Raw genomic sequence first — 22,856 nt, 5'->3', positions numbered from 1 at the left:
GTTGGATCCAAAGGTATGCGGCGTCCGGGAGCGGCTTGTTGGCCGCTCCCTGACGTCGCCACTGGGCCCGGAGCCTGTCACCGCACTACCAATGATGTTTGAACCTCCCACTGAACACGGACGCCTTATAGTGGTATCTCAGCGGCGAGCTTCAGCCGCCCTGGAAGGCAAGCAATGAAAGCCCTCCGGTACATCTCAGCCACGATTTCACTGCTCTGCGCAGCGCTCGTCATCTGGCTCTCAGCCACCCTGGGCGCCGGCCCGAAGATGATCGCGGCGATGCAGCTTTTCGTCCTCGGCGCATGCGCAGCCCTGGTCTGCGTCATCACCGCCGTCGCCCTGCAGGGCCGTCGCGGGTAACACCTCCGCCGCCGTGCCAAATCCGCAACTTTCCTCATGTACACGCCCGCCACACCAGCACACGATGTCCGTGCTGACCCGTAGGGCCAGCCGGGATCGAAGTCCCGTATGTCGTTAGCAAAGCGTCTCCGTTGTCGCCTTCGGGTACGGCGGAGCATGCGCCCTCGTGCCATCCTTTTGGCGGACGGTGCGGGGGATCGCATGATCCGCCGGTTAACTGCTTTGTACGACGCCGGTACTTCGACCCGCACCGTCCGCCACCCCGCGCCTCGGCGCCGGTGGCCATGCCATGCGAGGTCACCCCTTGTCCGCAGAATTCAGAGCCAGCGTTCGCCTGTACGCGCTCATCGGCGAATCCGTCCATACGCTGCCCCCGCGCTTCGTCACGAAGCTGGAAGGCATCCTGCAGGCGCACGAAAGTTCCCGGAACGCCTACCGCCCCGTGGTCGCCGTACCGCCGCCGCCCCCGCGCTCGCCCAGCGACCGTTTCAACCCGGATCCACGCGCCGCCGCCGACGCCTGGCGCTGCGATCTCAGGCTGGTGGACCGCCAGCTGCGCGCCCTTGCCGACGTGCTGGAGATCGTCCATATGGCGCACCGCGACATACACACCTCGGTAGAGGAGGCGATATCCAGCGACAGCCTGATCGATGCCTTGCTGGGCGACGGCCGGGATATGGTCAGGACGGCGCGTGACGCCCTGCGTGGCGTGCTTTAGGCCACGCGCCAACTATCGCTACAATCGCGCACAGCCCGCAGCAAGCGGGCACGCCCGATCTACACCACCCCATGAGCAGGATGCACATGCGCAGATCCGTCTACACCTTCACCGAAACCCCGCACGTCATCGTCGGCCTCGGCACCGCCCTCGTGGCGACTATTCTGGTCATCACCATCGCCAAGGGCTTCATGCTCTGGTTTGGCGCTGCGATCGCCGTGGGCTCCGCGCTTGCCGCGCTCCGCTCTCTGGGCGCAACGATCCTCGTCACCGGCGATTCGCTGACCCGGCGCTCGCCGTTCGGCGAGGTCCGCATCATGTGGCGCGACCTGGATGGCGTGGAAGTCGGCCCCGGTTGCAGGACGCTGCTGTTCCGTGCCGGCGACAAGCAGGTATGGATGCGCCGGCCCGCCGAATCGGTGGCGGCGTGGTTCAAGGAATTCCACGACCAGGAGGTGGAGGAGGATGCGCTGGACCATTTGTTGTACATGGCCGACGTGAAGCGTGTTTCCGCAGAGAAGGGTTGGCTGACGCCGCTTCGTGCTTCGCGTGGTCACGAGTGAGCGGAGGTCTTCATGACGCATGTCTCCACGGCGCTGGTATTTTTGATTTGCTGCATTGTTGCAGGCTGCAATCTTGCCGGGCTTCCGCCTCTGGGTTGGAGCACCAGAGAGGAAGGAACGCAGGACTGTCGCTTCGACCATCAGGGCGACCCTTTGGTTGGACAGAACGCCTCGGTTCTCATCGAGGCCAAGCGCGGTTCAACGTGCCGAGTGATGTACGCGCTGAAGAGTCAAGACTACGGCTCCAAGACACTCAAGCTGTCGGCGCGGCACCTGACCGCAGAGGGAGCCTCCTCGGTTCAATTGCGCGCTTTCGACGGAAAGAAAACGGTCGGGCGTGCAACGCGACGATTCGAGAGTGGGGCACCCAGCTCTGAAGCGCTGATCCAGATAGATCTGCCGAGGTCTTATGATTTGGTCGTGGCTTCCTTTGTAGCCGAGAATGAAACCCGGCTCGAGGTGAAGGGGCTGAGGGTGGAATCGGCTGAATCCAATAGCGCCGGGCAAGCGCAGGCTCAGGCGATCTATGTCGAGGCGGTAGGCCTCATCAAGACCCATGCTCTGGCTTACGAGGCGCTTGGCCCAGAGCGCATCGAGGCGGGTCGGCCAGCCTCGGATGCCACGCTTTGGCAAGCGCGTTCGGCCATCAAAGCCCTTCTGCGGGATCTGGGGGACGGGCATAGCTTCCTGAGCTCGCCAGATGGTGTGCAGGAGGCGGAGAGGATATCCGAAGCAGAAGTGGAGCACGCAACCTGGCGCATGTTTCCTCCAGGGATCGCGGTTATCCACGTGCCGATGTTTCGTGGAACGGACGATGAGCTTGAGCGCGTATTTGCGAACAGTATCCGGGAAGCTCTCGCGAAAGGACTGGAGGCCGGGGCCAGGGCGTGGATAGTCGACCTCAGCGGGAACAGGGGCGGGAACATGTGGCCGATGCTGGACGGCCTATCGCCGCTGCTGGGTACGGAGGGGGTGGGTAGGTTCCGCTATAGAGACGGTTCTTCCAGTCCTTGGACTCTCAAAGGCCACGAAGGAATTATCGACGTGCCGGACCTCAGAAGCGTGCCTGTCGCGGTGGTGACTTCTGGGCGAACTGCCAGCTCCGGGGAAGCCGTTGCGGTGGCTTTCCGTGGCCGGCGTCTTACCCGCTCTTTCGGCGGTGCCACGTCTGGCTACTCTACGTCCAACACGACATACAAGCTTGCAGATGGATCCAGACTCTATCTCACCACGGCTGTATTTGAGGATCGGAACGGCAATCGCTATGGCGGCAAACTTGCCCCGGATCAGGTCGTTCAGGGCATAGGTCCTGAAGCATCAATCGGTGCAGCTGCTGAGTGGTTGGAAGCGTGTTTGCGTGATGAATGTAATGAGTAAAGCGGTCGAATGGTTCTCGGCCGGTCAGGCGTCAAGGGCTAACTGAGACGGGGTTAAAGCTGGCTTACGCGCTTCATGCTTCGTGGTCACGAGGGAGCCGAGGCAGGCCGTCAGCGGAATATCGATGGTGGTCAACGCTGGGATCTTCTTGGGGTTGTGGACGCGAGCGATGTCTAGAAGCTGATCCGGGATCTGGCCATGTTTGGCCGCAGGGATATCGGAAGGCCCAGCACGCGCTCGAGTCTTTCGACCGCAGCCTGTAGCGCCTCCGCTTGCCGCTCATTGCCTTCGATGTAGATGATCAAGCGATCTTCACCTGGACGACCGAGCAAGCCGGTCATGCCCGGTATGGCGCTGTAAAGAAGATCCTTGTGCTTATCAATACGTGCGTGGAACTCTTCGCCGGTGTGCTTGTGGCCCTCTTCGAAGACTACCCGCGTGCTACCACTGGGGGTAACGAGTAGCCTGTTGGCGACAGGCGCTGAGCCTTTCAGTTCAACAAGGATGTGTTGATCCGGCGCTGGTTGGATGGATATCTCCGTCAATCTGCCCGCGAACTCCCGGCGCACGTCCTGCATTGATTGCAGGATTTCCGTCTGAACCGCGAGCCTGGTGATGGCTTCGTCGATGGATATCCCGGGATGCTCGGCGACGTAGTTCTTCACCAGCGTCTGCATCTCCTGGCCCAACTCAGAGTCTGGCTCAGGCACTTGTGCCCAAGCTGTCGTGGACAGGCTCAGGAGGAGCGAGCAAGCGAGAATCTTCCATTCCATAGAGGTGTCCACGTCCCGGTGGGTGAACTGGGGGCTTCTTCAACGCCCCGAAGTAGGTAGGCTAGCAGTAAGTACGTCATCAGAATGGTCAATCCGGACCATCCAGGAGCATTCAACCCATGCAAGCATGCTGCTCGGCGCGCCTTCTGCTGATTTTCTGCACTGCACTGTCAGTGGGCTGTTCGCAGGACCGGCCATATCCCGGTGCCGCTGGAGACCGGGCGGACGGACGGCTGCACGATGATCCTGCATGCGCAGGGTCCTCTATCGAGCGGGATCTGGTGACCGCTGTGATTCCACTTCGCCTCGCGGCCCAGGAACGATACGCAGGCAGGCGGATTGTCTGCGAACCGCTGAAGGTAGTGGTGCTGTTGAAGGGGGGCGCGCCCCTTCAGGGCCGAGTGATCCAGACAGCGCGAGGTCCTGCCGAAGTCACCTATGACGCTGGATACCGTTATTCCGTTCGCGATATGCAGGAGTTGGCGGATGGAGAGTTCATGGCCAAATGGTTCCCTGATGCCAGAGGGATTTACACCGACACAACCTATGGCCGTGTGGTTGTTCTCGTGAACGCGCCCTCGACCATGAAGGCCTATCAGGATCGGGCCGCTGAGGCCGAAGCAGAACTGGACTTGCCGATTATCGTCATGGCCATTGGCGAGGCCAGACAAGCGACGCCTGCCGTGGTCGAGCTGGAGGACCTGGAATGACGAAACCCAATCTACATGGCGCCGCCGCACTGGGTGTCCTCGTAATCGCATCGTTCCACGTTCGCGCAGCAGCCCCATGCCCTGACCACGCGCCTTTTATGCGCCCCCCTGTCTAATGATTTCATGCCGTCCAATCTGCCTGCCCCGCATTCGCTGACGCTCTGGACCATCGGTCACTCCACCCGGCCTTGGGACACGTTCCTGCAGCTGCTGTCCGCGCACGGAATATCGGCCATTGCGGACGTGCGTCGCTTTCCGGGCTCGCGTCGCCACCCCTGGTTTGCTTCGGAGCAGATGGCAGACACGCTGCCAAGCCTCGGCGTGGCCTACCAGTGGATTCCCGAACTGGGCGGGCGTCGCAGGGTGCAGCCGGAATCGCCCAACGGCGCGTGGGATATCGCGGCCTTTCAGGGCTATGCCGACCATATGACGTCTGCCGAATTTGCCGGCGGGCTGGAGAAAATTCTTGCGCTGGCGGGTACGCACCGGACGGCGCTGATGTGCGCGGAGGCGCCCTGGTGGCGTTGCCATCGGCGCCTGGTCTCCGACCTGCTGACGCACCGCGGCAATCAGGTGCTGCACATCGTGTCCGGTGCGGAACCGAAGCCGCATCCGCTCAATCCGATGGCGCGGGCGGTGGGGCAGGACCTGATTTATCCGCCCGCGCAGGCCACCTTGTTCTGAGTCCGCCCGCGTCCCGGGGCCACGACCGGCCTTACCGCCGTCGCCGCCGTTCGGATCCGGGCGCCGGGCTCTCCGTGGTGGGAAACACCCGCGCGGACAGGAAATCGACCAGTGCCCGGATCTTGGGCGAGGGATGCTTGCTTGCCGGCCACAGCACATGGAAAACCCCGCTGCGCTGTACGTAGTCGGCGAGGACCGGCAGCAACCGTCCATCGTCCAGCGGCTCGCGGATGGCGAAGTCGGGAAGGTAGGCGATGCCCAAGCCCCGGAGCGCAAAACACACGCGCGTTTCGATGTTGTTGCAGATCATCGAAGTCGGCAGTTGCAGCTCGGGTTCGCCGGGCTTCTGCCGCAGCGCCCAGGTCTCCAGCTTGCCGCTGTTCGGAAAGCGGAAGTGCAGGCAAGCGTGTTGCTGCAGATCGACCGGCAGCGCGGGCGTCCCACGTCGCGCCAGGTACGCAGGCGAGGCGACCAGTCGCATCTGGAAGGCGCCCAAGCGACGGGCGGACAGCCGTGAATCTGCAGGTTCGCCCGTGCGGACCACGGCGTCGAAACCTTCTTCGATCACATCCACCATGCGGTCGGTGAAATCCAGGTCCAGTTCGATCTCCGGATACGCCTGCATGAACTCGCCGAGCACCGGCAGCACCAGCGAGCTGACCAGCGGCAGGCTGACCCGCAGACGTCCCCGCGGTGCGGCGGTGGCCTGCGATAGTTCCATTTCAGCCGCTTCGATCTCTGCCAGGATGCGGCGGCTGCGCTCCAGGAACAGGGCGCCCTCGGACGTCAACGTGACGCTGCGCGTGCTGCGGTGGAACAAGCGCACGCCCAGCTTTTCTTCCAGCCGCGCCACGCTCTTGCCGACAGCGGAGGCCGATACGCCGAGCAGCCGCCCGGCGGAGACGAAACTCCGGGTTTCGGCTACCTGCACGAACACGACGAAGCCACCCAGGCTGTCCATGATCCAGTCCCTTCATTGCGGACAGGATGTTCCGCACATCGAGGAACTGTAGCCCACTTTTTCTTTAATCGCCGGGTTCCTATCGTTGTGGCCTGCCAATCACAGCGAGTTGAACAGCATGACGCGTCTCCCAGTCTTCCCGCACATCGGCGGGGTTCACCGATGAGTGCGCCCACGGCACGGGTGGGGGCCGCCGCGGAGGGGCGGCTGCCGCTGGCGTCGCTGCTTGCGCTGGCAATGGCGGCTTTCATCACCATCCTGACCGAGGCGCTGCCGGCCGGTCTGCTGCCGCAGATGGCGCAGAGCCTGGCAGTGTCCGAAGCATGGGTTGGGCAGACCGTCACGATCTATGCCATCGGGTCACTGATGGCGGCAATCCCGTTGACCGCCGCCACGCAGGGCCTGCGTCGCCGTCCATTGCTGTTGGCGGCCCTTGCCGGCTTTGTGCTGGCCAACACGGTGACCACGCTCTCCACCAGTTACGTCCTGACCATGACGGCGCGCTTCCTGGCCGGAGTGTCGGCTGGCGTGTTGTGGGCGCTGCTGGCCGGTTATGCGGCGCGCATGGTGCCCGACCACCAGAAGGGCCGTGCCATTGCCGTCGCGATGGTCGGTACACCGTTGGCGTTGTCGCTGGGCGTGCCTGCCGGCACGTTCGTTGGCAACCTGGTGGGCTGGCGGGTGTGCTTTGGCACCATGAGCGGGCTGGCACTGGTGCTGATGCTGTGGGCGCGTCTCAAGCTGCCGGATTTCGCGGGGCAGGCGGCGGGCAGGGCGCTGTCGCTGCGGCAGGTGTTCACCCTGCCCGGCGTGCGCCCGGTGCTGGTCGCGGTGCTCGCCTTCGTGTTGGCCCACAACGTGCTCTACACCTATATCGCGCCGTTCCTGTCTGCCGCAGGCATGGCGCAGCGCACCGACGCGGTGCTGCTGGTGTTCGGCGTTGCATCGTTGCTGGGCATCTGGATTGTCGGCGTGCTGATTGATCGTCGCCTGCGCGCAATGACACTGGGCAGCATCGGCGTGTTTGCGATGGCCGCGTTGGCACTCGGTGTGGCCCGTGATGTACCCGGCGTGGTGTATGTGGCCGTGGCCGCGTGGGGCGTGGCGTTCGGGGGTTCGGCGACGCTGTTCCAGACCGCGCTGGCCAAGGTGGCAGGCAGTGCCGCCGATGTCGCGCAGTCGATGTTGGTCACGGCCTGGAACCTGGCGATTGCCGGGGGGGGCATCGTCGGGGGCGTGCTGCTTGAACGCGTGGGCGCAGGTGCTTTCGCCCCCGTCTTGATCGCGCTTCTGGCGCTTGCGTTGGGGGTGGTATGGGCGGCCAGGCGGCATGGTTTCCCGGCACCGGCACGATAGCCGTTTCACCGGCCTGCGCACCCCTGGCATGGACGCGCGGGCAGCGCCTGCGTCGTCGCTACTTCATGGCTTCCAGTGGCACCAGCGACGCCCATACCAGCAGCAGCACCAACCACAGCCAGCGCCAACGACCCATGCCGTGCCACGCCGCGCGCCAAGGCGCCGGCCGTTTTTCGTGACTCACGCCGGCCTCCTCTTTGCTGCCGATCGCAGCGAATCCACGGTGCGCAGCCCGTAGAGATACACGCCGGTAAAGCACAGCCCGGTCAGCAGGGTGCCGGCCAGCAACCAGAGCAGCCGGATGGGCCAGCCACCGAAGCTGCCGAAGTGCAGGGGGTCGGCCATTTCGGCGATGCGCTGATGGACGCTCAGCGCACGGCCGTCATGCCTGCCCATCACCTGCCCGGTACGCAGGTCGACGGCGATGTTGTTGGCCCGCTCGCGTACCAGCCAGGCGTCGGCTTCACCCATGAAGAGGATGCTGCCGCCATCGCGCGCGGGAATGGCCGCGAGGATATCGAGGGTGGGCCATTGCTGGCGGACGGTCTGCACTGCCGTGTCGACGGCGACGGGGTCTACGGGGGCAATCCGGTCGCCGCCCTCGGCCAGTTGCAGGGTGGGCGCGGCCGGTGCGTCGCCGCCGAGCGATTCGACCAGGTACCACGCCCCGGTCAGGCCGATCAGCAGCAGGAACCATAAAGACCAGACCCCGGCCAGGCGATGCACATCGCCCCACAGGCGGCGCGGTCGCGAAGCGTCGGGCCATTTGAGGAATCCGCGCCACCACTTCTTGTAGATGTAGAGACTGCTGAGCAGCGAGAGCAGCAGGGGAATGGACAACGCCGTCACCAGTGGTACGCCCCAGGCCACCGGCAGCATCAGGTGGCGATGGGTGTTGCGGAGCAGCCGTTGTGTGTTGAACCAGCCGGTGTCGCCGGTCACCTGCGCGGTATACGGGTTGATCCAGACGAAGCGCCGCTTGCCATCGGGCAGGCGCATCTGCGCGCGCGCAGCGAACAATCGCGTGTGGCCGGCGCTGATGCCTTCCAGTTCCCAGTCCGGATGTGCCGTCTGCGCGGCATGGATGACCGCGCCCCAGCCGGCCTGCTCACCCCCATCGGCCACGCGCATGGGGGAGTGCAGCAGCCAGTCGATTTCCTGGGAGAACACCGCCAGCGTGCCGGTGAGGCAGACAAAGCCCATGAACAGGCAGAGTTTCAGGCCCAGCCAACTGTGCAGGTCGAACCACAGCCGCCGGCCACTGCCGACGCGTGCCGGGCGGGTGGGGGGCGCTGGCGAAGGCTGGCGCATGGGCGGGCTCAGAAGGAGTAAGCGGCTTGCACGTACACCCGGCGCGGCTCGCCCGGGAAGTGGCCGGTGCGCCCGGTGAAACCGCTGGCGGCATAGACCTTGTCGAACAGGTTCTTGACGTTGGCCTGGAACTGCCACTGCTGCCACTGTGTTTTCCAGCTCATGTCGAACACGGTGTACGGCTTTACCCGTTGGCCATCCAGGCTGACGCGCTCATCCACGTAATCGGCACCGAAGCCGATCGCCGAGTTGATCGCCGGCAGCTCGTAGCGTGTCCACAGGCCGAGCTTGTTCTGCGGGGCATTGGCGAAGCGGTCGCCGGAGGCATTGGTGATGCCGTTGCTGCCGGCGTCCTTCACCCGGGCATCGTTGTAGGCGTAGGTCAGGTTGAGCACCCAGCGTTCGGTCACGTCGGCCAGCAGGTCCAGCTCCATGCCGGTACTGCGTACCAGGCCGAGCGCGGCCAGCTGGTTCACGCCGCCCACGATCTCGCCGGTGGCCTGCACGATATTGCTGCGGTCGATCCGATAAGCGGCCAGGTTCAGGGTCACGCGCTCGGCCAGCAGGGATTTCAGGCCCACTTCCCACTGCCTGCTGCGCTCGGCGTCGAACGGGCCGCCCGCTTCGGCGCTCTGGTTGGCCGCGCTCTGGGGCATGAAGCCGCTGGCGATGTTGGCGTAGACATTGACGCCTTCGCGCACGGTGTAGGTGCTGCCCAGCCGCCAGCTGATGTCGTTGCCATCCACGGCGGTGCCGGCGATGCGGTCGTCGTCCTTGAAACCGTCCCAGCGCAGCCCGGCCAGCACGTGCCAGCGCGGGGTCAGCGCCAGTTCGTCCTGCAGGTAGCCGCCATAGCGCTTGCTGCGCGTGCTGGTGCTGCGCCAGGGCAGGGCGGCCAGGTTGTAATCCCGCCACGAACTGGCGCCATACACCGGGTTGAACAGGTCGATGCCGGGCACCGGGCCGGCACCCCGCGCCAGGTCGGCGCTGTTGGCCGTCTGCGCGGTGAAGTCGGCGTCCTGCTGGTAGACGTCGGCGCCGAACAGCAGCTTGTGCCCGATGCGGCCGGTGCTGAAGCGCCACACGGCGTTGCCGTTGGCGGTAAACGCGTCGTTGTCGCGGATCTGGTTGCGCAGCTGGCGGGTCATCCATTCGGGCACGCCGTCGCGGTTGCGGTCGATCAGGCCCATCGGCTCGTGGTAGATCTGATGTTCGTTGTTCTCGAACCAGCGTGCGCCAAAATCGACGTCCAGGTTGCTGCCGGGCGAGAAGCGGTACTGCACCAGCGCCACCTTGGCACGCATATCCAGGAAGTCGCTGGCTTCGTTATGGTTCCATCGCCGGTCGGTCAGGAAACTGCCGTTGTCGTCCACCGGCACGCCGCGCAGGCGGTTGCCGCCCAGGTTCTGGGTGATGTCGGTGAACTGCAGGGTCAACTCGCCGGTGTCGCCTACGTCGAAGGCCAGCGACGCATCGCCGATCACGCTCTCGCTGTCCGCGTTCCAGCGCACGCCCTGTTCGGTGTCGCCATACAGCCCGGCGCGGTAGCGCACGCTGCCGGTGGCGTTCACTGGCCCGGTGGCGTCGATCGATGCGGCCCTGAAATCGTTGTTGCCGGCCTGCAGTTCGATGCGGCGCTCGGCCGTGGCTTTGGGCTTGCGCGTGACGTAGTTGATGACCCCCCCGGCATCGCCGCCGCCATACAGCGCGCCGGCCGGACCCTTCAGTACCTCCACGCGGTCGATGTTGAACAGTTGCGGTACCGAAAATCCAGCGTAGGGGTCGCCGCGCATGCCGTCGTACAGCACGTTTTCCTGGCGGAATCCGCGCAGGGTCACGCCGGCGTAGCTGAAGAAACTGATGCCGCTGATGCTGCGGTACAGGTCGGTGATCTGGCGCGCAGCCTGGTCTTCAATCAGCTCGCGCGGCACCACCTGGATGGACTGCGGCACCAGCGCCAGCGGGGTATCGGTGCGCGTCCCCACCGTCGCATCGTCCACCCGGTAAAGGGTCTGCGCCCGGCCATGCACCTGCACGGCATCCAGCTGCTGCACATCGGCGGAGGAGGGCGGCGCTGCGTGGGCCGAAGCACAGGCGAGGGTCAGGGCCAGGCCCAGGAGGGAGAGGGAGGGCGTCGGGCAGGTCATCAGGGTGGAGAAGCGGGTGAGAATGAGAAAGATTAGCATGTAGCGTGGGCAACTGTCGGCTGAGGACGCCGAGCTGCATTCCTACCGCCGGCGCGACCTGCTGAGATGGAGGGCGAGGCCGGCCGCGCACGCGCCAGCGATCGCAGCGGGCAGCGCCAAGGTGAAGAAGCCCATGTCATCGAACAGCACGGTAGCGACAACGCCTCCGCCACCGAACGCGACCAGTACCAGCAGCCACATGGATACTCTCCGCCTGGGCCAGCTGCCTCCACGGGTGGCTTGTCCGAGTACCAGGCCCAGATCGGTAAAGAAGCCAGTCAAATGGGTGGTGCGGATTGCAGAGCCGCTGTAGAAGGATGTCATCGCATTCTGTAAGCCGCATCCGGCAGCCGCTAGGCAGGCGCCAAGGGCGTTTCCAGACGCCAGCAGGAAGCCCGAGGCGAGCAGGCATACGGCCTCTGCGGAAAGCAGCCAGACATAGGCGTAGGAGAGGTCTCGCTCCCGCAACAGCAGGCCGGCCAGGTATGAGCCGGCAACAAACCCCAGGACGATCGACAGCAGCTGTTGGACGACGTTCCACCGTGCTTGTCCAGCGGCCATGCTGGCCAGTGAGATGGTGCCGGTCATATGGCTGAAAGCGTGCTGCTCGTAGCCGAGGTAACCCACCGCGTTGACCACGCCAGCGGTGAAGGCAAGCAGGCCTGTGCCGATCCAGACTACCGGAGGTATCTCTATTCCCACATCAGGACCCCTTTCGATGGTGTTGCAGGGACAATACCGGCTCCCCGCCACGCGGTGCCTCCGTCTCGGCGTGCCCGGCATCAGAATGATCAATCCGGCGTTCAAGCAGGCCGGCCAGCCCGGGCAGGCTGGCCGGCATTGCCATCAGCGGACGTGGTCCAGGAACTGGCGGTGACGCTCGTACTGGTCCAGCACGTCGTGGATCACCTGGACCTTGGGCCATCCCATGACGTCGTAGTCCTGGCCGCCTTCGCGCAGGTAGACCTCCGCCCGGTAGTGGCGGGTGCCCTCGCTGGCGGGGCGGCGGGGATCCTGCAGGGCAAACGTAGGCGCTTCGTAAGGCTGGGGGCGCACGGAATAGAAGAAGTCCATTTCCTCACCATGGCCTACGCGCAGCCATGCCCGGCCATCATCGCCTGCGGTCACCTCGACCGGCAGATCCTGCTTGCGCAGCTCCACGGCGACCTCCTGCAGCGCCGGCAGCACATGGTCCCTGATGAAACCGACCACCTCGATCTTGACGGGGTTGTGCGCCAGCAGCTTCAGCCTGGCCCGCCAGTCGCCACTGGTGCCCGGCAGCATGCGCGCCTCGCGCAGGATCGAACGCTTGGTCGCGTCCAGGTGCATGGCCTTGAGCAGGCCCCAGCACATCAGGATCATGACCACGGTGAAGGGAAGGGCGCTGGCGATGGTGGCGGCCTGGAGTGATTCAAGACCGCCGGCGATCAACAGGGCGACCGCGATGGCGCCGACCAGCAGCGCCCAGAAAATCCGCTGCCAGACCGGAGATTCTTCTTCACCCTTGGATGTCAGCATGTCGATCACCAGCGCGCCGGAGTCGGCCGAGGTGACGAAGAACAGCGCCACCAGCACCACGGCAAGCGAGGAAGTGATCATCGTCAACGGCAGGTGGCGCAGGAACTCGAACAGCGCCATCGAGCTGTCGTTGGATACCGCCGTGACGAGGGCTTGAACCCCATCGGACCGGACCATGAACAAGGCCGAGTTTCCGTAGATGGTCATCCACAGGAACGTGAAACCAAGCGGCACCAGCAACACGCCGACGACGAATTCGCGCACCGTCCGGCCGCGGGAAATGCGCGCGATGAACATGCCGACGAACGGCGACCAGGCAATCCACCAGCCCCAGTAGAACAGCGTCCAGCCACCCAGCCAGCCACTCGGCTCATACGCGTACAGGTTGAACGTCATGGAGAAGAGCTGGGATGCATACATGCCTGTGTTCTGGACGAATGCCTGCATCAGATGCACGGTGGGGCCGCAGACCAGCACGAACGCCAGCAGTGCCACGGCCATGATCATGTTGATCTCGGACAGGCGGCGCACGCCGCTGTCCAGGCCCGCAACCACCGATCCGGTCGCGACCAGGATGATCACGCCGATCAGCGAAACCTGCACCAGCGTGCTGATTTCCAGGCCGAAGAGATAGTTCAGACCCGAGTTGATCTGCATGACCCCGAGGCCGAGCGACGTGGCAAGGCCGAAGATGGTGCCAAGGGCTGCAAAGGTGTCCACTGCGTGGCCGATGGGGCCATGGATACGGTCACCGATCAGCGGGTAGAGTGCCGAGCGCACCCGCAGCGGGAGATTGTGCCGATACGCGAAGTAAGCGAGTGCCAACGCAACGACCGCATAGATGGCCCAGGCGTGCACCCCCCAATGGAAGAAGGTGATGCGCATGGCTTGGCGGGCTGCCTCGGCAGACTCGGCCGTGCCGGTCGGCGGGGTGGCGTAATGCATGATCGGTTCGGCCACGCCGAAGAACATCAGGCCGATGCCCATGCCCGCTGCGAAAAGCATGGCGAACCACGACGCATAGCTGTAGTCGGGGCGGCTGTGGTCGGGGCCCAGCTTGATGCGTCCATACCCGCTGATGGCCACGCCGATGACGAAGACAAGGAAGCCGGCAACGGACAGGATCGTGAACCAGCCTGCGTCGTTGGCGGTCCAGTTCTTGGCCGCGGTGAACCAGGTGGTGGACTGTTCCGGGACGAAAATGGACAGCGCGACGAGGAGCAGGACGATGGCCGCGGTAGGGATGAACACCTGCGGCAGGATGCGCTGGCGGACAGGAGTGGATGGCGGAGCGGGGCTCTGCATGGAATCCTCCGGTTGATGCGATTGGAGCGGGAGAGCGGAGTGCTCTTAGAAATAGAACCCGATGTTGAGGTTCAGCCGGCTGTGCCAGCGCGAGGGGCCGCCGTCGTCGATGCCGATACCGTCGCCGCCTGCGAACCACATGTTCTTGCCGGCGATCCAGTCCACGTAGGTCAGCATGATCCCCTTCTGCAGGCTGCATCCGGTGACGTTCTGCCACGATTCCCTCACGCCCGCGCGGCGAGCGACCGGCCGCGTCATGCTCAGGTTGTTGTAGCAGGTGATGTCATCGAGCCAGTGCCGGGCACCGAAGGAATAGGCGACGTTGGCACTGGGCACGTCGGCTTCGGCGGCGATCTCGAACGGCGCGAGGAAGGCGGACATCGCCATCCGGTCGCCCGGGACGCTGTAACGGTAGCGGGCCCACTGGAGCTGGGTGGTCCAGCCCTCCCGTTTCCATTGCGCATGCAATGCAGCGCCGTGATGACCATGGTGGCGGCCGGTGGTGGTGTCCTGGACCTGGCCGCTGAATGCCGATGCGCCGAGCAGCAGTTCGCCCTCGTTCAACACGCCTGTATGTTCGTACCGGACGTGGACCCGGCCCCGCTCGCGGTAGGGCAGGTCGGGTGTCTGCGCCACATCGAACGAGTAGCGGTCATGGCGCGAACCGGTTCCGTATTCGTCGCCTGAGAACCAGCCTGCGGTCCAATGGTGGTCGCCCTGTCGATGGCTGAATGTCAGGCCCGGATCGTAATCGTCCTCGATCCCCAGGTAATAGCCCGAGCCGAACCAGAAGCTCTGCGAAACGGTGGGCAGCAGGCCAAAGGGGACCTGTTGGATACCCGCCTTGAGTTGCGTGGCCTCGCTGAAATTCCATCCCGCGTAGGCGTGGTGGACGGCGTCGAATCCGTCATACCAGCGATACTGGGCAGAGAAGAAAAGCGGTCCGGCGCCGGCTTCGATATCTGCGCGGAGCAGCTCCAGCTGCAGCCGGCTGGTGGGGCCGTAGTCGAGCCAGCCGTAGTTGAAGCGCACCGCGCCGCCGATGTCGACAAACGGATCGAGCTGTCCGCCAGACGCTTCCTGAGCTTGTGTTGCGCCTGTGGCCGTCGCCGCCGCACACAGAAAAATGAGGGGAAATACCTTCACGATAGTGGCCGTGGCCTCCGTTTTGCGAACGAAAGCGTCCAAGTCTAACGCGTTGGCGCGGACGACCCAACCGCAGGCGCATCCCCGTTTTCGGTAGCGCCGAGCCATGCTCGGCCGGTTTGACCGCGGCCCGTGGCAGACAGAGGGCTGTCTGACCGGAGCGCCGACGAGCACCGCTCGGCGCAAGCGTTTCCTGCTTAGAACAGGCCTTCGAACGGGTTCCAGCTGACCTTGCCCTGCACGCGTTCGGCGTAGTAGCTGTAGTTGGTGCTCATGGCCACCGAGAGGCCAAGTGCTGCCACCAGCGCGCGTACCAGCAGGTCCGGTACGAAGAAGGAGAGGGTGATGAGCGCCACGTACAGGCCAAACACAACCAGGCCCTTGCGCCACATGCCCAGGATGAAAAGATAGATCCAGCTGAAGAACAGGGCGAACAGGTTGATGTTCACTTTGAGTTTGCCGGCGAAGGGCAGCTCCCTCAGTGCCTGCCGGTACGCCTTGGTCTTCGGCGCGCCATGCTGTGCGAAGAAGTCGAAGCGGTACTGCCATTTCGGACTGTGCGGGACGGTGTTCGGTGTTTCCATTGTCGATCAAAGCTCCATGTAATCGTTTACATGATAGCGAGGTCGAGTCGTATTCACCACGGGAACGCCTGCGTTTCAGGCGAGATCATGGAGGCAGGGTAGCGCCGAGCCACGCTCGGCGAGCGAGGAGCGCGGCGCGTGTCAGACATCGTGTCGTCCGACCGGAAAGCCGCCGAGCATGGCCCGGCGCTACCCGACGTGGTTGCACAGAGCGAAACTGTGATCCGGTCGATAAATTTCGATATGTTTCGATATTGATACATAACGAAACATGGCACAAGGTCGTCGGCGACAACCCCGGGGCGGGTCCAACGCCTCCCTGTCGCCGTCTCCCCTCGTGCAACCGAAGAGGTACGTCCATGTCGTCGTCACGTCCGCTTTCCGGAATGCTGGCTGTCGCGGTCCTCGCCAGTGCCCTGTCCGCCGCCTGCGCCCAGGCCGGCACCCTGACCCCCGCGGTATCCACCCAGGAGTTCGACAATCCACATCGCGGTTTCATGCTGTGGGGCAGTTCGTATGCAGTGGATGGCGGGGTGGACAACTTCCACGGCGCGCACATCTACCACGTGTACCTGCCGTGGCGGATCATCGAAACCGCCGACCAGGTATTCGACTGGAACGCGGTGGAAACGTTGTACCTGCAGCCGATCCTCAACGACGATCCGCTGGCGACCTTCGTGCTGCGTCCCGTCGCCGATTATCCGGAAAGCGCCGCCAGCCAGATCGACGCGCATTACACCGGCGGGGAGAATGAACGCGACTATCCGAAGTTCCTCGAACAGGCGCCGCTCAACATTCCCTATGCGGTGCGTGCCAAGTGTGATTCGGACGGTCCGATCCGCAGCCTGGACTACAACAACCCGGCGGCGCGCCAGCAGATGCAGCAGTTCGTGCAGGCACTTGCCACACGCTTCGACGGCGATCCGCGCATCACCGCCATCCAGGTGGGCCTGCTGGGCTTCTGGGGCGAGTGGCATACCAGCGGTTGCGAAGACCTGCAGCCCAATGCGCAGACCCGTTCGCTGATCCGCGATGCCTACACCGCTGCCTTCCTGAAGACCCCGTTGCAGACCCGCTATGCGCGGGCATCCGACGTGGGATCGGCGCTGTTTGGTTTCCACGAGGACTACTTCCCCTCGTTCACCGGCAAGTGCAACGCGTTCAATCCGCAGATGCCCAGCTGCAGCGACGATGGCTGGTGGAACCTGGAATACGGGCTGGCCAACGAAGTGCCGGCGGCGCGCCAGAACTGGATGGTCAACCCGGTCAGCGGCGAGAGCCCGAACAGCAACCAGAAGAGCACGTGGACCAACCGCACCGCCGATGTGCGCAAGCTGCTGCGCGATTACCATTTCAGCTTCCTCGGCCCGGCCGGGGCGCATGAAACCAGCGGCAATGCGGCGAAGTTGAAGACGCTGAAGAGCGACCTGGGATACCGGCTGGGGATCAACACGGTGACCTGGCCCGACACCCAAGTGCGTGGCCAGCAGGCGGCGCTGCAGCTGGACATCAAGAATCACGGGTCGGCCCCGCTGTACAACGCCTACCACGTGGAACTGCACTGGGTGGCGGCTGATGGCAGCACCAAGGCGCGTACTTCGATACCCGCGGTGACCCTGAGCGAGATCATGCCCGGCACGGTGCAGAGCCGCAGCACCACCTTCACCGTGCCCGGCAGCCTGGCACCGGGCAGCTACGCGCTGCGCCTTGCGCTGGCCGATGACACCCCGGGCCGCCGCAACATCGCCCCGCAGAACGATGGGCAGGATGCGCAGCGTCGACTGCCGCTTGGGCAGGTGCAGGTGAACTGAGGTAGTGCTGGCGCGCGGCGATGCGGCTTGGGACCGCATTGCCGCGCAGGCGGCGGGGCAGGCCCAGCCTTTCCCCGCCGTCACATATGCGTCATCATGCCGCCCATTCTGTTACCTCCAGCCGCCGCCAGAGGATCACTTCCTGCCTGGAGGCATTGCCGTGTCCGTCGTTCCGTCCCCTGTTGCCCAGACCCATCGCGGTTGCCTGCGTCGCTCCCTTGTCCGTTCGCCGTTGACCCAGGCGGTATCGGCCGTGCTCACCGTTGGCCTGCTTGCCGCCAGCGCGCAGGCGCAGCAGACCGCCACCACGCAGACCAGCGATGAAGCCGCGCCGACCCTGCAGACCGTGCAGGTGACCGCCAACCAGCTGGGCACGGTGACCGAGAACAGCGGCTCCTACACGCCGGGCACCATCGCCACCGCCACCCGGCTGGTGCTGAGCCCACGCCAGACCCCGCAGTCGATCAGCGTGATCACCCGGCAGCAGATGAACGACTTCGGCCTCAACGGCATCGACGATGTCATGAAGGTCACCCCGGGCATCAGCATCGTCACCTACGACAGCGAGCGCACCGAGTACTACGCACGTGGCTTCGCCGTGCAGAACTTCCAGTACGACGGCATTCCGATGGCGCGCGATTCGGCTTATTCGGCCGGCAACACGCTCAGCGACATGGCCATCTACGATCGCGTGGAAGTGCTCAAGGGCGCCACCGGCCTGCTGACCGGCATGGGCGATCCGGGTGCCACCATCAACCTGATCCGCAAGAAACCGACGCACGCGTTCGCCGGCAGGGTGGGTCTGGGTGTCGGCTCGTGGGACAGCTACCGCGCCGAAGTGGACGTCAGCGGCCCGCTGACCGGAAGCGGTCGGGTGCGTGGCCGCGCGGTGGCGGCGCAGCAGGACAAACATTCCAACGTCGACCATTACCAGCGCACCAACAAGGTGTTCTACGGCATCCTGGAAGCGGACATCGATGACCGCACGCTGCTGACCGTCGGCGCCGACTACCAGGACAGCGATCCGCAGGGTTCCAGCTGGGGCGGCATTCCGCTGCTGGACAGCACCGGCAACTTCAACAGGATGCCGCGTTCGTTCAACAACGGCGCGCGCTGGAGCAGCTGGGCGCAGTACAGCCGCACCGCGTTCGCCACGCTGGAACATACCTTCGGCAACGACTGGGTGGCCAAGCTGCAGCTCAACCACCAGGTCAACGGCTACGACGCCCCGCTGGGTGCGGCGGCCGGCGGCAACCCGGATCCGGTGACGGGCCAAGGGGTGAGCATGTGGGTCGGCAAGTACGTCGGCGAGACCACCAGCAACGCCGCTGATCTGTATGTCAGCGGCACGTTCGAATGGTTCGGTCGCCAGCACGAACTGGTGGTCGGCGGCAGCGTGTCGCGCAAGCGCTGGATCAACGACGGTTACTCGCCGCAGGAGGGCTACGTCACCGGCGTGGCCGATTATCGCGGCTGGACCGGCGATGTCCCGGAGCCGGACTGGCAGTGGGGCTACGGCAACAACGAAGTGACCCGCGAAAGCGGCGCCTACGTGGTGGGCCGCTTCGACCTGGCCGATCCGCTGAAGCTGATCCTGGGCAGCCGCGTGGCCAACTACAAGGCCATGGATATCGACGAGACCGGCGTGGTCGTGCCGTACGCCGGGCTGGTGTACGACCTCAACCAGAACTACTCGGTGTTCGCCAGCTACAGTTCGATCTTCAAGCCGCAGAGCAACCAGGACGAGCAGGGCAGGGTGCTGGATCCACTGGAAGGCCGCAGCTACGAAGCCGGCGTCAAAGCCGAGTTCCTGGAAGGACGCTTCAACGCCAGCGCGGCGGTGTTCCAGCTGGAGCAGGACAACCATGCCGAGCCCAGTGGCGGGCTGACCCCCAGCGGTGGCATCGCCTACCGCGGGCTGATGGGCGTGCGCACCAAGGGCTACGAGTTCGATGTGTCCGGCCAGGTTGCACCGGGCTGGCAGGTGCAGGGTGGCTACGCGCACAAGATCGCGCGGCAGCAGTCCACCAAGGTTTCAACGCTGGAGCCGGAAGACCAGTTCAGCCTGCACACCACCTACCGCGTGCAGGACGGCGCACTGCGTGGGGTGAGCATCGGCGGCGGCGCGCGCTGGCAGGGCAGCACCTTCGGCACCATCACCAACCCGCAGGACGGGGGCAGCCTGGTGCATCGCACCGATCCGTACTGGCTGCTGGATGCGATGGCACGCTACGAATTCAACGACAGGCTGTCGGCCACGCTCAATGTCAACAACCTGCTGGACAAGCACTACTACACCATCTTCAACTGGTACAGCACCTACACCTGGGGAGAGCCGCGCAACGTGCGGGTGACGGTGAACTACCGGTTCTGACGGCTGTGGAACAGGTGCCCCGGGACGGATTCCCGGGGCGCCTGGTTGCGCTCAGGGAATCAGCCGCTGTGCCCGCAGCGTGGCGAACAGGTCGAAGAAGGCGTCATCGCTGGGCTGGTAGTCCAGGAAGCCCAGCCGGCGGCTTTTGGACATATCGGTCATGACTTCGACCGGGCGGCCCAGGTCGGCGTCGGTGTGCCACGGCGACACCAGCCGGTGGATGTCCGGCTCGGCCAGGCCCTGTTCGATGGCCAGCTGCACCCACAGTGCCGCGTCGTCCGCCATCTGTCGTTCCAACGGGCGCAGCTCACCGGTGAACGGCGCCGCTTCGATGCCGAACCAGTCCGCGATGCGGCCCCACATCCAGCTCCAGCGGAACACATCCCCGTTGACGATATTGAAAGCCTGGTTGGCCGCTGCCGGGGTCTGGGTGGCCCACACCAGCTGGCGTGCCAACTGGCGCGCGTCGGTCATGTCGGTCAATCCGTTCCACTGCGCCAGCGAGCCGGGGAAATAGAAGGGGCGACCACTGCGCTTGCACAGCGAGGCATACACCGCCAGCGTGGTGCCCATGTTCATGGCGTTGCCCACCGCCGCGCCTATCACCGTATGCGGGCGATGCACGCTCCAGCTGAAGCCATCACGCGCGGCGGCGGCGAAGACCTCGTCCTCCTGGGCGTAGTAGAAATTCTCGATCGGCAGGCGGGGCTGCTCCTCGCGGAACGGGGTCTGTGGCAGCACGCCCTGTGCGTAGGCTTCGAACGGCCCGAGGTAATGCTTCAGACCGGTCACCAGCGCGACGTGCTGGACCGAACCGGCCGGCTGCAGGGCATCCAGCAGGTGGCGCACCATGGCCGCATTCACGCGGATGTTCTCGGCCTCGCTGGCCTGCCGCGACCAGGTCGTGATGAATACATGGGTGGGGCGCAGGTCTGCCAGCGCGGCCCGGGTGGCCTGCGCATCGCGCAGATCGGCCGAGACGCCGTGGACGCCCACCGGCAGCGCAGCCGGGTTGCGTGCCAGGCCGTGCACCTCCCACCCTTCCTGGCGCAACTGCTGGATCAGGGCACTGCCGGTAATGCCGGTTGCACCGACTACCAACGCTTTCCGGGTCATGGGGTCGCCTCTTTGCATCAAATAACAGGCAGACACCTTAGGATAATGCGGTCAGGCCCGAAAGAAGGCACCAAATGGTAACCATGCGATGAAAGCAGGCACTCCGGACGAAGAATGGCGCGAAGACTGTGCGCCCCGGCGGGTGCTGGAATTGTTCAGCACCAAGTGGACGTCGATGGTGCTGCATACCTTGGCGGTGCGCCATGACGGGGTTGCGCGCAGCAATGCGCTGCACCGCAGCCTGCCTGCCATCTCCAAGAAGATGCTGATCCAGACCCTGCGCGAGATGGAACTGGCGGGTACCGTGCTGCGGACCGAGCATCCCACCGTGCCGCCATCGGTGGAGTACAGCCTGACCGCGCTGGGCCGGCAGCTGGTGGAACCGATCGAGCTGATCTACGACTGGGCGCGGCGCAATGCCGATGCACTGGATGCGCTGAAAGCGCGGCCGACGTCGCGGCGGCGCGGGTAGGCCAGGCAGGACCGTTCCGGTTCCGCATCCACCGCTCAGCAGACTCTGCGTGGTGCGCGGTTGGCCGCTTGCAGCTCATTCCAGACGTGGGGTGGGTGCTGGCGGAGCAGCATGCAGCAGCGTGCCAGGCGGGACGCCAGTGGCGGGCTTGGGCGCCTGCGGCGCCACCTGGATGGCCGCTTTTACGGTCGGCTTCGGTTGCACCAGCGTCACCGCCCATTTTCCCGAACCGGCCGGGATATGGGCCAGCTGGGGATAGCACTTCAGCATTTTCATCAGCCCTGAGTGGCCGTACTTCTTGGGTGAAAATTCGGGGTGCGTCTTGGTCAGGTGTTGCATCAACTCATTGCCGCCCACCTTTCCGCCGGTCGCTTGCGAGGCCAGGTGCCTGACCGCATCGAGCACGAACGAAGGCGACTGCTTGGCGACGGGCGACGCGGCTTTCTTCGGCGCAGGCGCGTTCGTCTTGGCGGGTGGGGCAGGCTTGATCGGCAGGGGCGGTTTGGCTGGCACCGCCTTCGCTGCAGGCGATGCGGGTTGCTTCACCGCAGGCGCTGGGGGATCTTCCGCGCTGGTCCTCTTCCCCTCGAAGAACTGATCGCAGGCTTTCCTGAGAGAGGCGGGCGACTTGACGTCCCCCGCAACGATGACCGCAGCGCCACGCTCGCGCAATTTGTGGCACAGGTAAGCGAAGTCGGAATCGCTGGATATCAGGCAGAACGTATCGGCACGGCCATCCAGCAGGATCTCCATGGCGTCCAGCGCCAAGGCGATGTCCGTGGTGTTTTTTCCTGGCGCATAGGCGTACTGGAGGTGGGGCGTGAATGCTTCGCGAACCAGCATCTCCTGCCACTTCTTGCCGAGCGTGGTGTGCGTGCCGTAGCCGCGCCGGATGACCAGGCGCCCAAGTCCGGCGACTTTCTGCAACGCAAATTCGACGATCTCGGGCGAGACATTATCGCAGTCGACGAGGATCGCCACGCGTGCCGTGCTGGTCGTCGAGGAGCCGCTCATCCGTGCGCTGCCTGTGCTGTGATGCCCCATCTTGGAGCCAAACCGGCAGCCTCGGCAAGCAGGCCCCCCGGGGGCAGTGCAGGCACGGCGTTACGGAAACCCCGGCCCCCGCCGCAGCCGGACAGGGCCAGGACCCGGGTCATCTGGATCCAGCGTGGCGTTCTTCCGGGTAATCACGATCCGATTTTCCCGCGCCAAGGCAGCGGCGGCTTCCCGCACCGGCTGCATGAGCGGGCGCCAGTCACCTGGCTCCGGGCGCAATGCCCGGGCCACCTCGGACGGGCAGAGGGAGGCCGACGCCGCGCGCTGGCCCAGCAGGTCGATGATGGCGGCGGCGATATCCATCGCTGCACGATGCGTCGGCGTGCGTGATGGGCGTGCGGAGGTGGGCTGGATCCATCGCTGCACGATGCGTGGGCGTGCGGAGGTGGGCTGGGTAGCGCCGAGCCATGCTCGGCGGCGTTCCGTTCCGGCAGCGCGATGTCCGACGCAGGCCGCGCGGTGCGCTCGCCGAGCA

General features: G+C 64.9%; 22 protein-coding genes. 10 read left to right on the top strand and 12 right to left on the bottom strand.

The genetic code is table 11. The features are described 5' to 3' along the window. Nucleotides 1-174 precede the first annotated feature (174 nt). The 4 genes from ABE522_RS03225 (at nucleotide 175) to ABE522_RS03210 (ending at nucleotide 3,018) form a co-directional block, all read left to right on the top strand. The gene (locus tag ABE522_RS03225; protein ID WP_346590460.1) at nucleotides 175-360 is read left to right on the top strand and encodes a hypothetical protein; all 186 of its coding nucleotides are present in this window, start codon (nucleotides 175-177) and stop codon (nucleotides 358-360) included. Nucleotides 361-664: 304 nt separating this feature from the next. Further along, complete coding sequence (locus ABE522_RS03220) at nucleotides 665-1,078, top strand: hypothetical protein (protein ID WP_346590459.1); 414 nt, start codon at nucleotides 665-667, stop codon at nucleotides 1,076-1,078. An 86-nt stretch (nucleotides 1,079-1,164) separates the two neighbouring features. Further along, nucleotides 1,165-1,641, top strand: a complete 477-nt coding sequence (locus tag ABE522_RS03215; RefSeq protein WP_346590458.1) for a hypothetical protein — start codon at nucleotides 1,165-1,167, stop codon at nucleotides 1,639-1,641. A gap of 12 nt (nucleotides 1,642-1,653) precedes the next feature. After that, complete coding sequence (locus ABE522_RS03210; protein ID WP_346590457.1) at nucleotides 1,654-3,018, top strand: S41 family peptidase; 1,365 nt, start codon at nucleotides 1,654-1,656, stop codon at nucleotides 3,016-3,018. Nucleotides 3,019-3,191: 173 nt separating this feature from the next. On the opposite strand, the gene ABE522_RS03205 is transcribed toward ABE522_RS03210, so the two are convergent. Beyond that, nucleotides 3,192-3,791 carry a hypothetical protein gene (locus ABE522_RS03205; protein ID WP_346590456.1) on the bottom strand — a complete coding sequence of 200 codons (600 nt, stop codon included), beginning with the start codon at nucleotides 3,789-3,791 and terminating at the stop codon, nucleotides 3,192-3,194. Nucleotides 3,792-4,072: 281 nt separating this feature from the next. Here ABE522_RS03205 and ABE522_RS03200 point away from each other — a divergent pair, with 281 nt between their 5' ends. Both ABE522_RS03200 and ABE522_RS03195 read left to right on the top strand, forming a co-directional pair. Continuing rightward, the gene (locus tag ABE522_RS03200) at nucleotides 4,073-4,501 is read left to right on the top strand and encodes a hypothetical protein (RefSeq protein WP_346590455.1); all 429 of its coding nucleotides are present in this window, start codon (nucleotides 4,073-4,075) and stop codon (nucleotides 4,499-4,501) included. A 123-nt stretch (nucleotides 4,502-4,624) separates the two neighbouring features. After that, nucleotides 4,625-5,185, top strand: coding sequence for a DUF488 domain-containing protein (locus ABE522_RS03195; protein WP_346590454.1), 561 nt, complete (start codon nucleotides 4,625-4,627; stop codon nucleotides 5,183-5,185). Between the two features lie 31 nt (nucleotides 5,186-5,216). Here ABE522_RS03195 and ABE522_RS03190 read toward each other — a convergent pair whose 3' ends face one another. Beyond that, entirely contained in the window at nucleotides 5,217-6,146 is a 930-nt protein-coding gene (locus tag ABE522_RS03190) for a LysR family transcriptional regulator (RefSeq protein WP_346590453.1), read from the bottom strand. 162 nt (nucleotides 6,147-6,308) lie between these two features. Here ABE522_RS03190 and ABE522_RS03185 point away from each other — a divergent pair, with 162 nt between their 5' ends. Then, nucleotides 6,309-7,502, top strand: a complete 1,194-nt coding sequence (locus ABE522_RS03185; protein WP_346590452.1) for an MFS transporter — start codon at nucleotides 6,309-6,311, stop codon at nucleotides 7,500-7,502. Nucleotides 7,503-7,560: 58 nt separating this feature from the next. Here ABE522_RS03185 and ABE522_RS03180 read toward each other — a convergent pair whose 3' ends face one another. The 7 genes from ABE522_RS03180 to ABE522_RS03150 form a co-directional block, all read right to left on the bottom strand. Continuing rightward, nucleotides 7,561-7,686, bottom strand: coding sequence for a hypothetical protein (locus ABE522_RS03180; RefSeq protein WP_346590451.1), 126 nt, complete (start codon nucleotides 7,684-7,686; stop codon nucleotides 7,561-7,563). Next, entirely contained in the window at nucleotides 7,683-8,813 is a 1,131-nt protein-coding gene (locus ABE522_RS03175) for a PepSY-associated TM helix domain-containing protein (RefSeq protein ID WP_346590450.1), read from the bottom strand. Before ABE522_RS03175 ends, ABE522_RS03180 begins: the two co-directional genes overlap by 4 nt. Nucleotides 8,814-8,821: 8 nt before the next feature. After that, entirely contained in the window at nucleotides 8,822-10,960 is a 2,139-nt protein-coding gene (locus tag ABE522_RS03170) for a TonB-dependent siderophore receptor (RefSeq protein WP_346590552.1), read from the bottom strand. 81 nt (nucleotides 10,961-11,041) lie between these two features. After that, entirely contained in the window at nucleotides 11,042-11,794 is a 753-nt protein-coding gene (locus ABE522_RS03165; protein ID WP_346590449.1) for a YoaK family protein, read from the bottom strand. A gap of 51 nt (nucleotides 11,795-11,845) precedes the next feature. Continuing rightward, the gene (locus tag ABE522_RS03160; protein ID WP_346590448.1) at nucleotides 11,846-13,822 is read right to left on the bottom strand and encodes a BCCT family transporter; all 1,977 of its coding nucleotides are present in this window, start codon (nucleotides 13,820-13,822) and stop codon (nucleotides 11,846-11,848) included. Nucleotides 13,823-13,867: 45 nt separating this feature from the next. Beyond that, nucleotides 13,868-15,010, bottom strand: coding sequence for a hypothetical protein (locus ABE522_RS03155; protein WP_346590447.1), 1,143 nt, complete (start codon nucleotides 15,008-15,010; stop codon nucleotides 13,868-13,870). 155 nt (nucleotides 15,011-15,165) lie between these two features. Continuing rightward, nucleotides 15,166-15,552 carry a DUF2628 domain-containing protein gene (locus tag ABE522_RS03150; protein WP_346590446.1) on the bottom strand — a complete coding sequence of 129 codons (387 nt, stop codon included), beginning with the start codon at nucleotides 15,550-15,552 and terminating at the stop codon, nucleotides 15,166-15,168. 359 nt (nucleotides 15,553-15,911) lie between these two features. Here ABE522_RS03150 and ABE522_RS03145 point away from each other — a divergent pair, with 359 nt between their 5' ends. Together ABE522_RS03145 and ABE522_RS03140 are read left to right on the top strand one after the other, a co-directional pair. Then, complete coding sequence (locus tag ABE522_RS03145; RefSeq protein WP_346590445.1) at nucleotides 15,912-17,363, top strand: DUF4832 domain-containing protein; 1,452 nt, start codon at nucleotides 15,912-15,914, stop codon at nucleotides 17,361-17,363. 268 nt (nucleotides 17,364-17,631) lie between these two features. Beyond that, nucleotides 17,632-19,737: a TonB-dependent siderophore receptor gene (locus ABE522_RS03140; RefSeq protein ID WP_406846295.1), complete on the top strand. Its 2,106-nt coding sequence runs from the start codon at nucleotides 17,632-17,634 to the stop codon at nucleotides 19,735-19,737. Between the two features lie 51 nt (nucleotides 19,738-19,788). On the opposite strand, the gene ABE522_RS03135 is transcribed toward ABE522_RS03140, so the two are convergent. Beyond that, nucleotides 19,789-20,853 carry an SDR family oxidoreductase gene (locus ABE522_RS03135; protein ID WP_346590444.1) on the bottom strand — a complete coding sequence of 355 codons (1,065 nt, stop codon included), beginning with the start codon at nucleotides 20,851-20,853 and terminating at the stop codon, nucleotides 19,789-19,791. Nucleotides 20,854-20,941: 88 nt separating this feature from the next. On the opposite strand from ABE522_RS03135, the gene ABE522_RS03130 reads away from it, so the two are divergent. Further along, nucleotides 20,942-21,325, top strand: coding sequence for a winged helix-turn-helix transcriptional regulator (locus ABE522_RS03130; protein WP_346590443.1), 384 nt, complete (start codon nucleotides 20,942-20,944; stop codon nucleotides 21,323-21,325). Between the two features lie 75 nt (nucleotides 21,326-21,400). Here the strand turns inward: ABE522_RS03130 and ABE522_RS03125 are convergent, their stop codons facing one another. Then, nucleotides 21,401-22,339: an NYN domain-containing protein gene (locus tag ABE522_RS03125; RefSeq protein WP_346590442.1), complete on the bottom strand. Its 939-nt coding sequence runs from the start codon at nucleotides 22,337-22,339 to the stop codon at nucleotides 21,401-21,403. Between the two features lie 90 nt (nucleotides 22,340-22,429). Then, nucleotides 22,430-22,684, bottom strand: coding sequence for a DUF3253 domain-containing protein (locus tag ABE522_RS03120; protein WP_346590441.1), 255 nt, complete (start codon nucleotides 22,682-22,684; stop codon nucleotides 22,430-22,432). Nucleotides 22,685-22,856 lie beyond the last annotated feature (172 nt).

Origin of the sequence: Stenotrophomonas lacuserhaii (assembly GCF_039674585.1) — a bacterium.
GTDB lineage: Bacteria > Pseudomonadota > Gammaproteobacteria > Xanthomonadales > Xanthomonadaceae > Stenotrophomonas > Stenotrophomonas pennii_A.
Note: the sequence above shows the minus strand (reverse complement) of the source record. Positions and strands in the feature narration are given on the sequence as shown.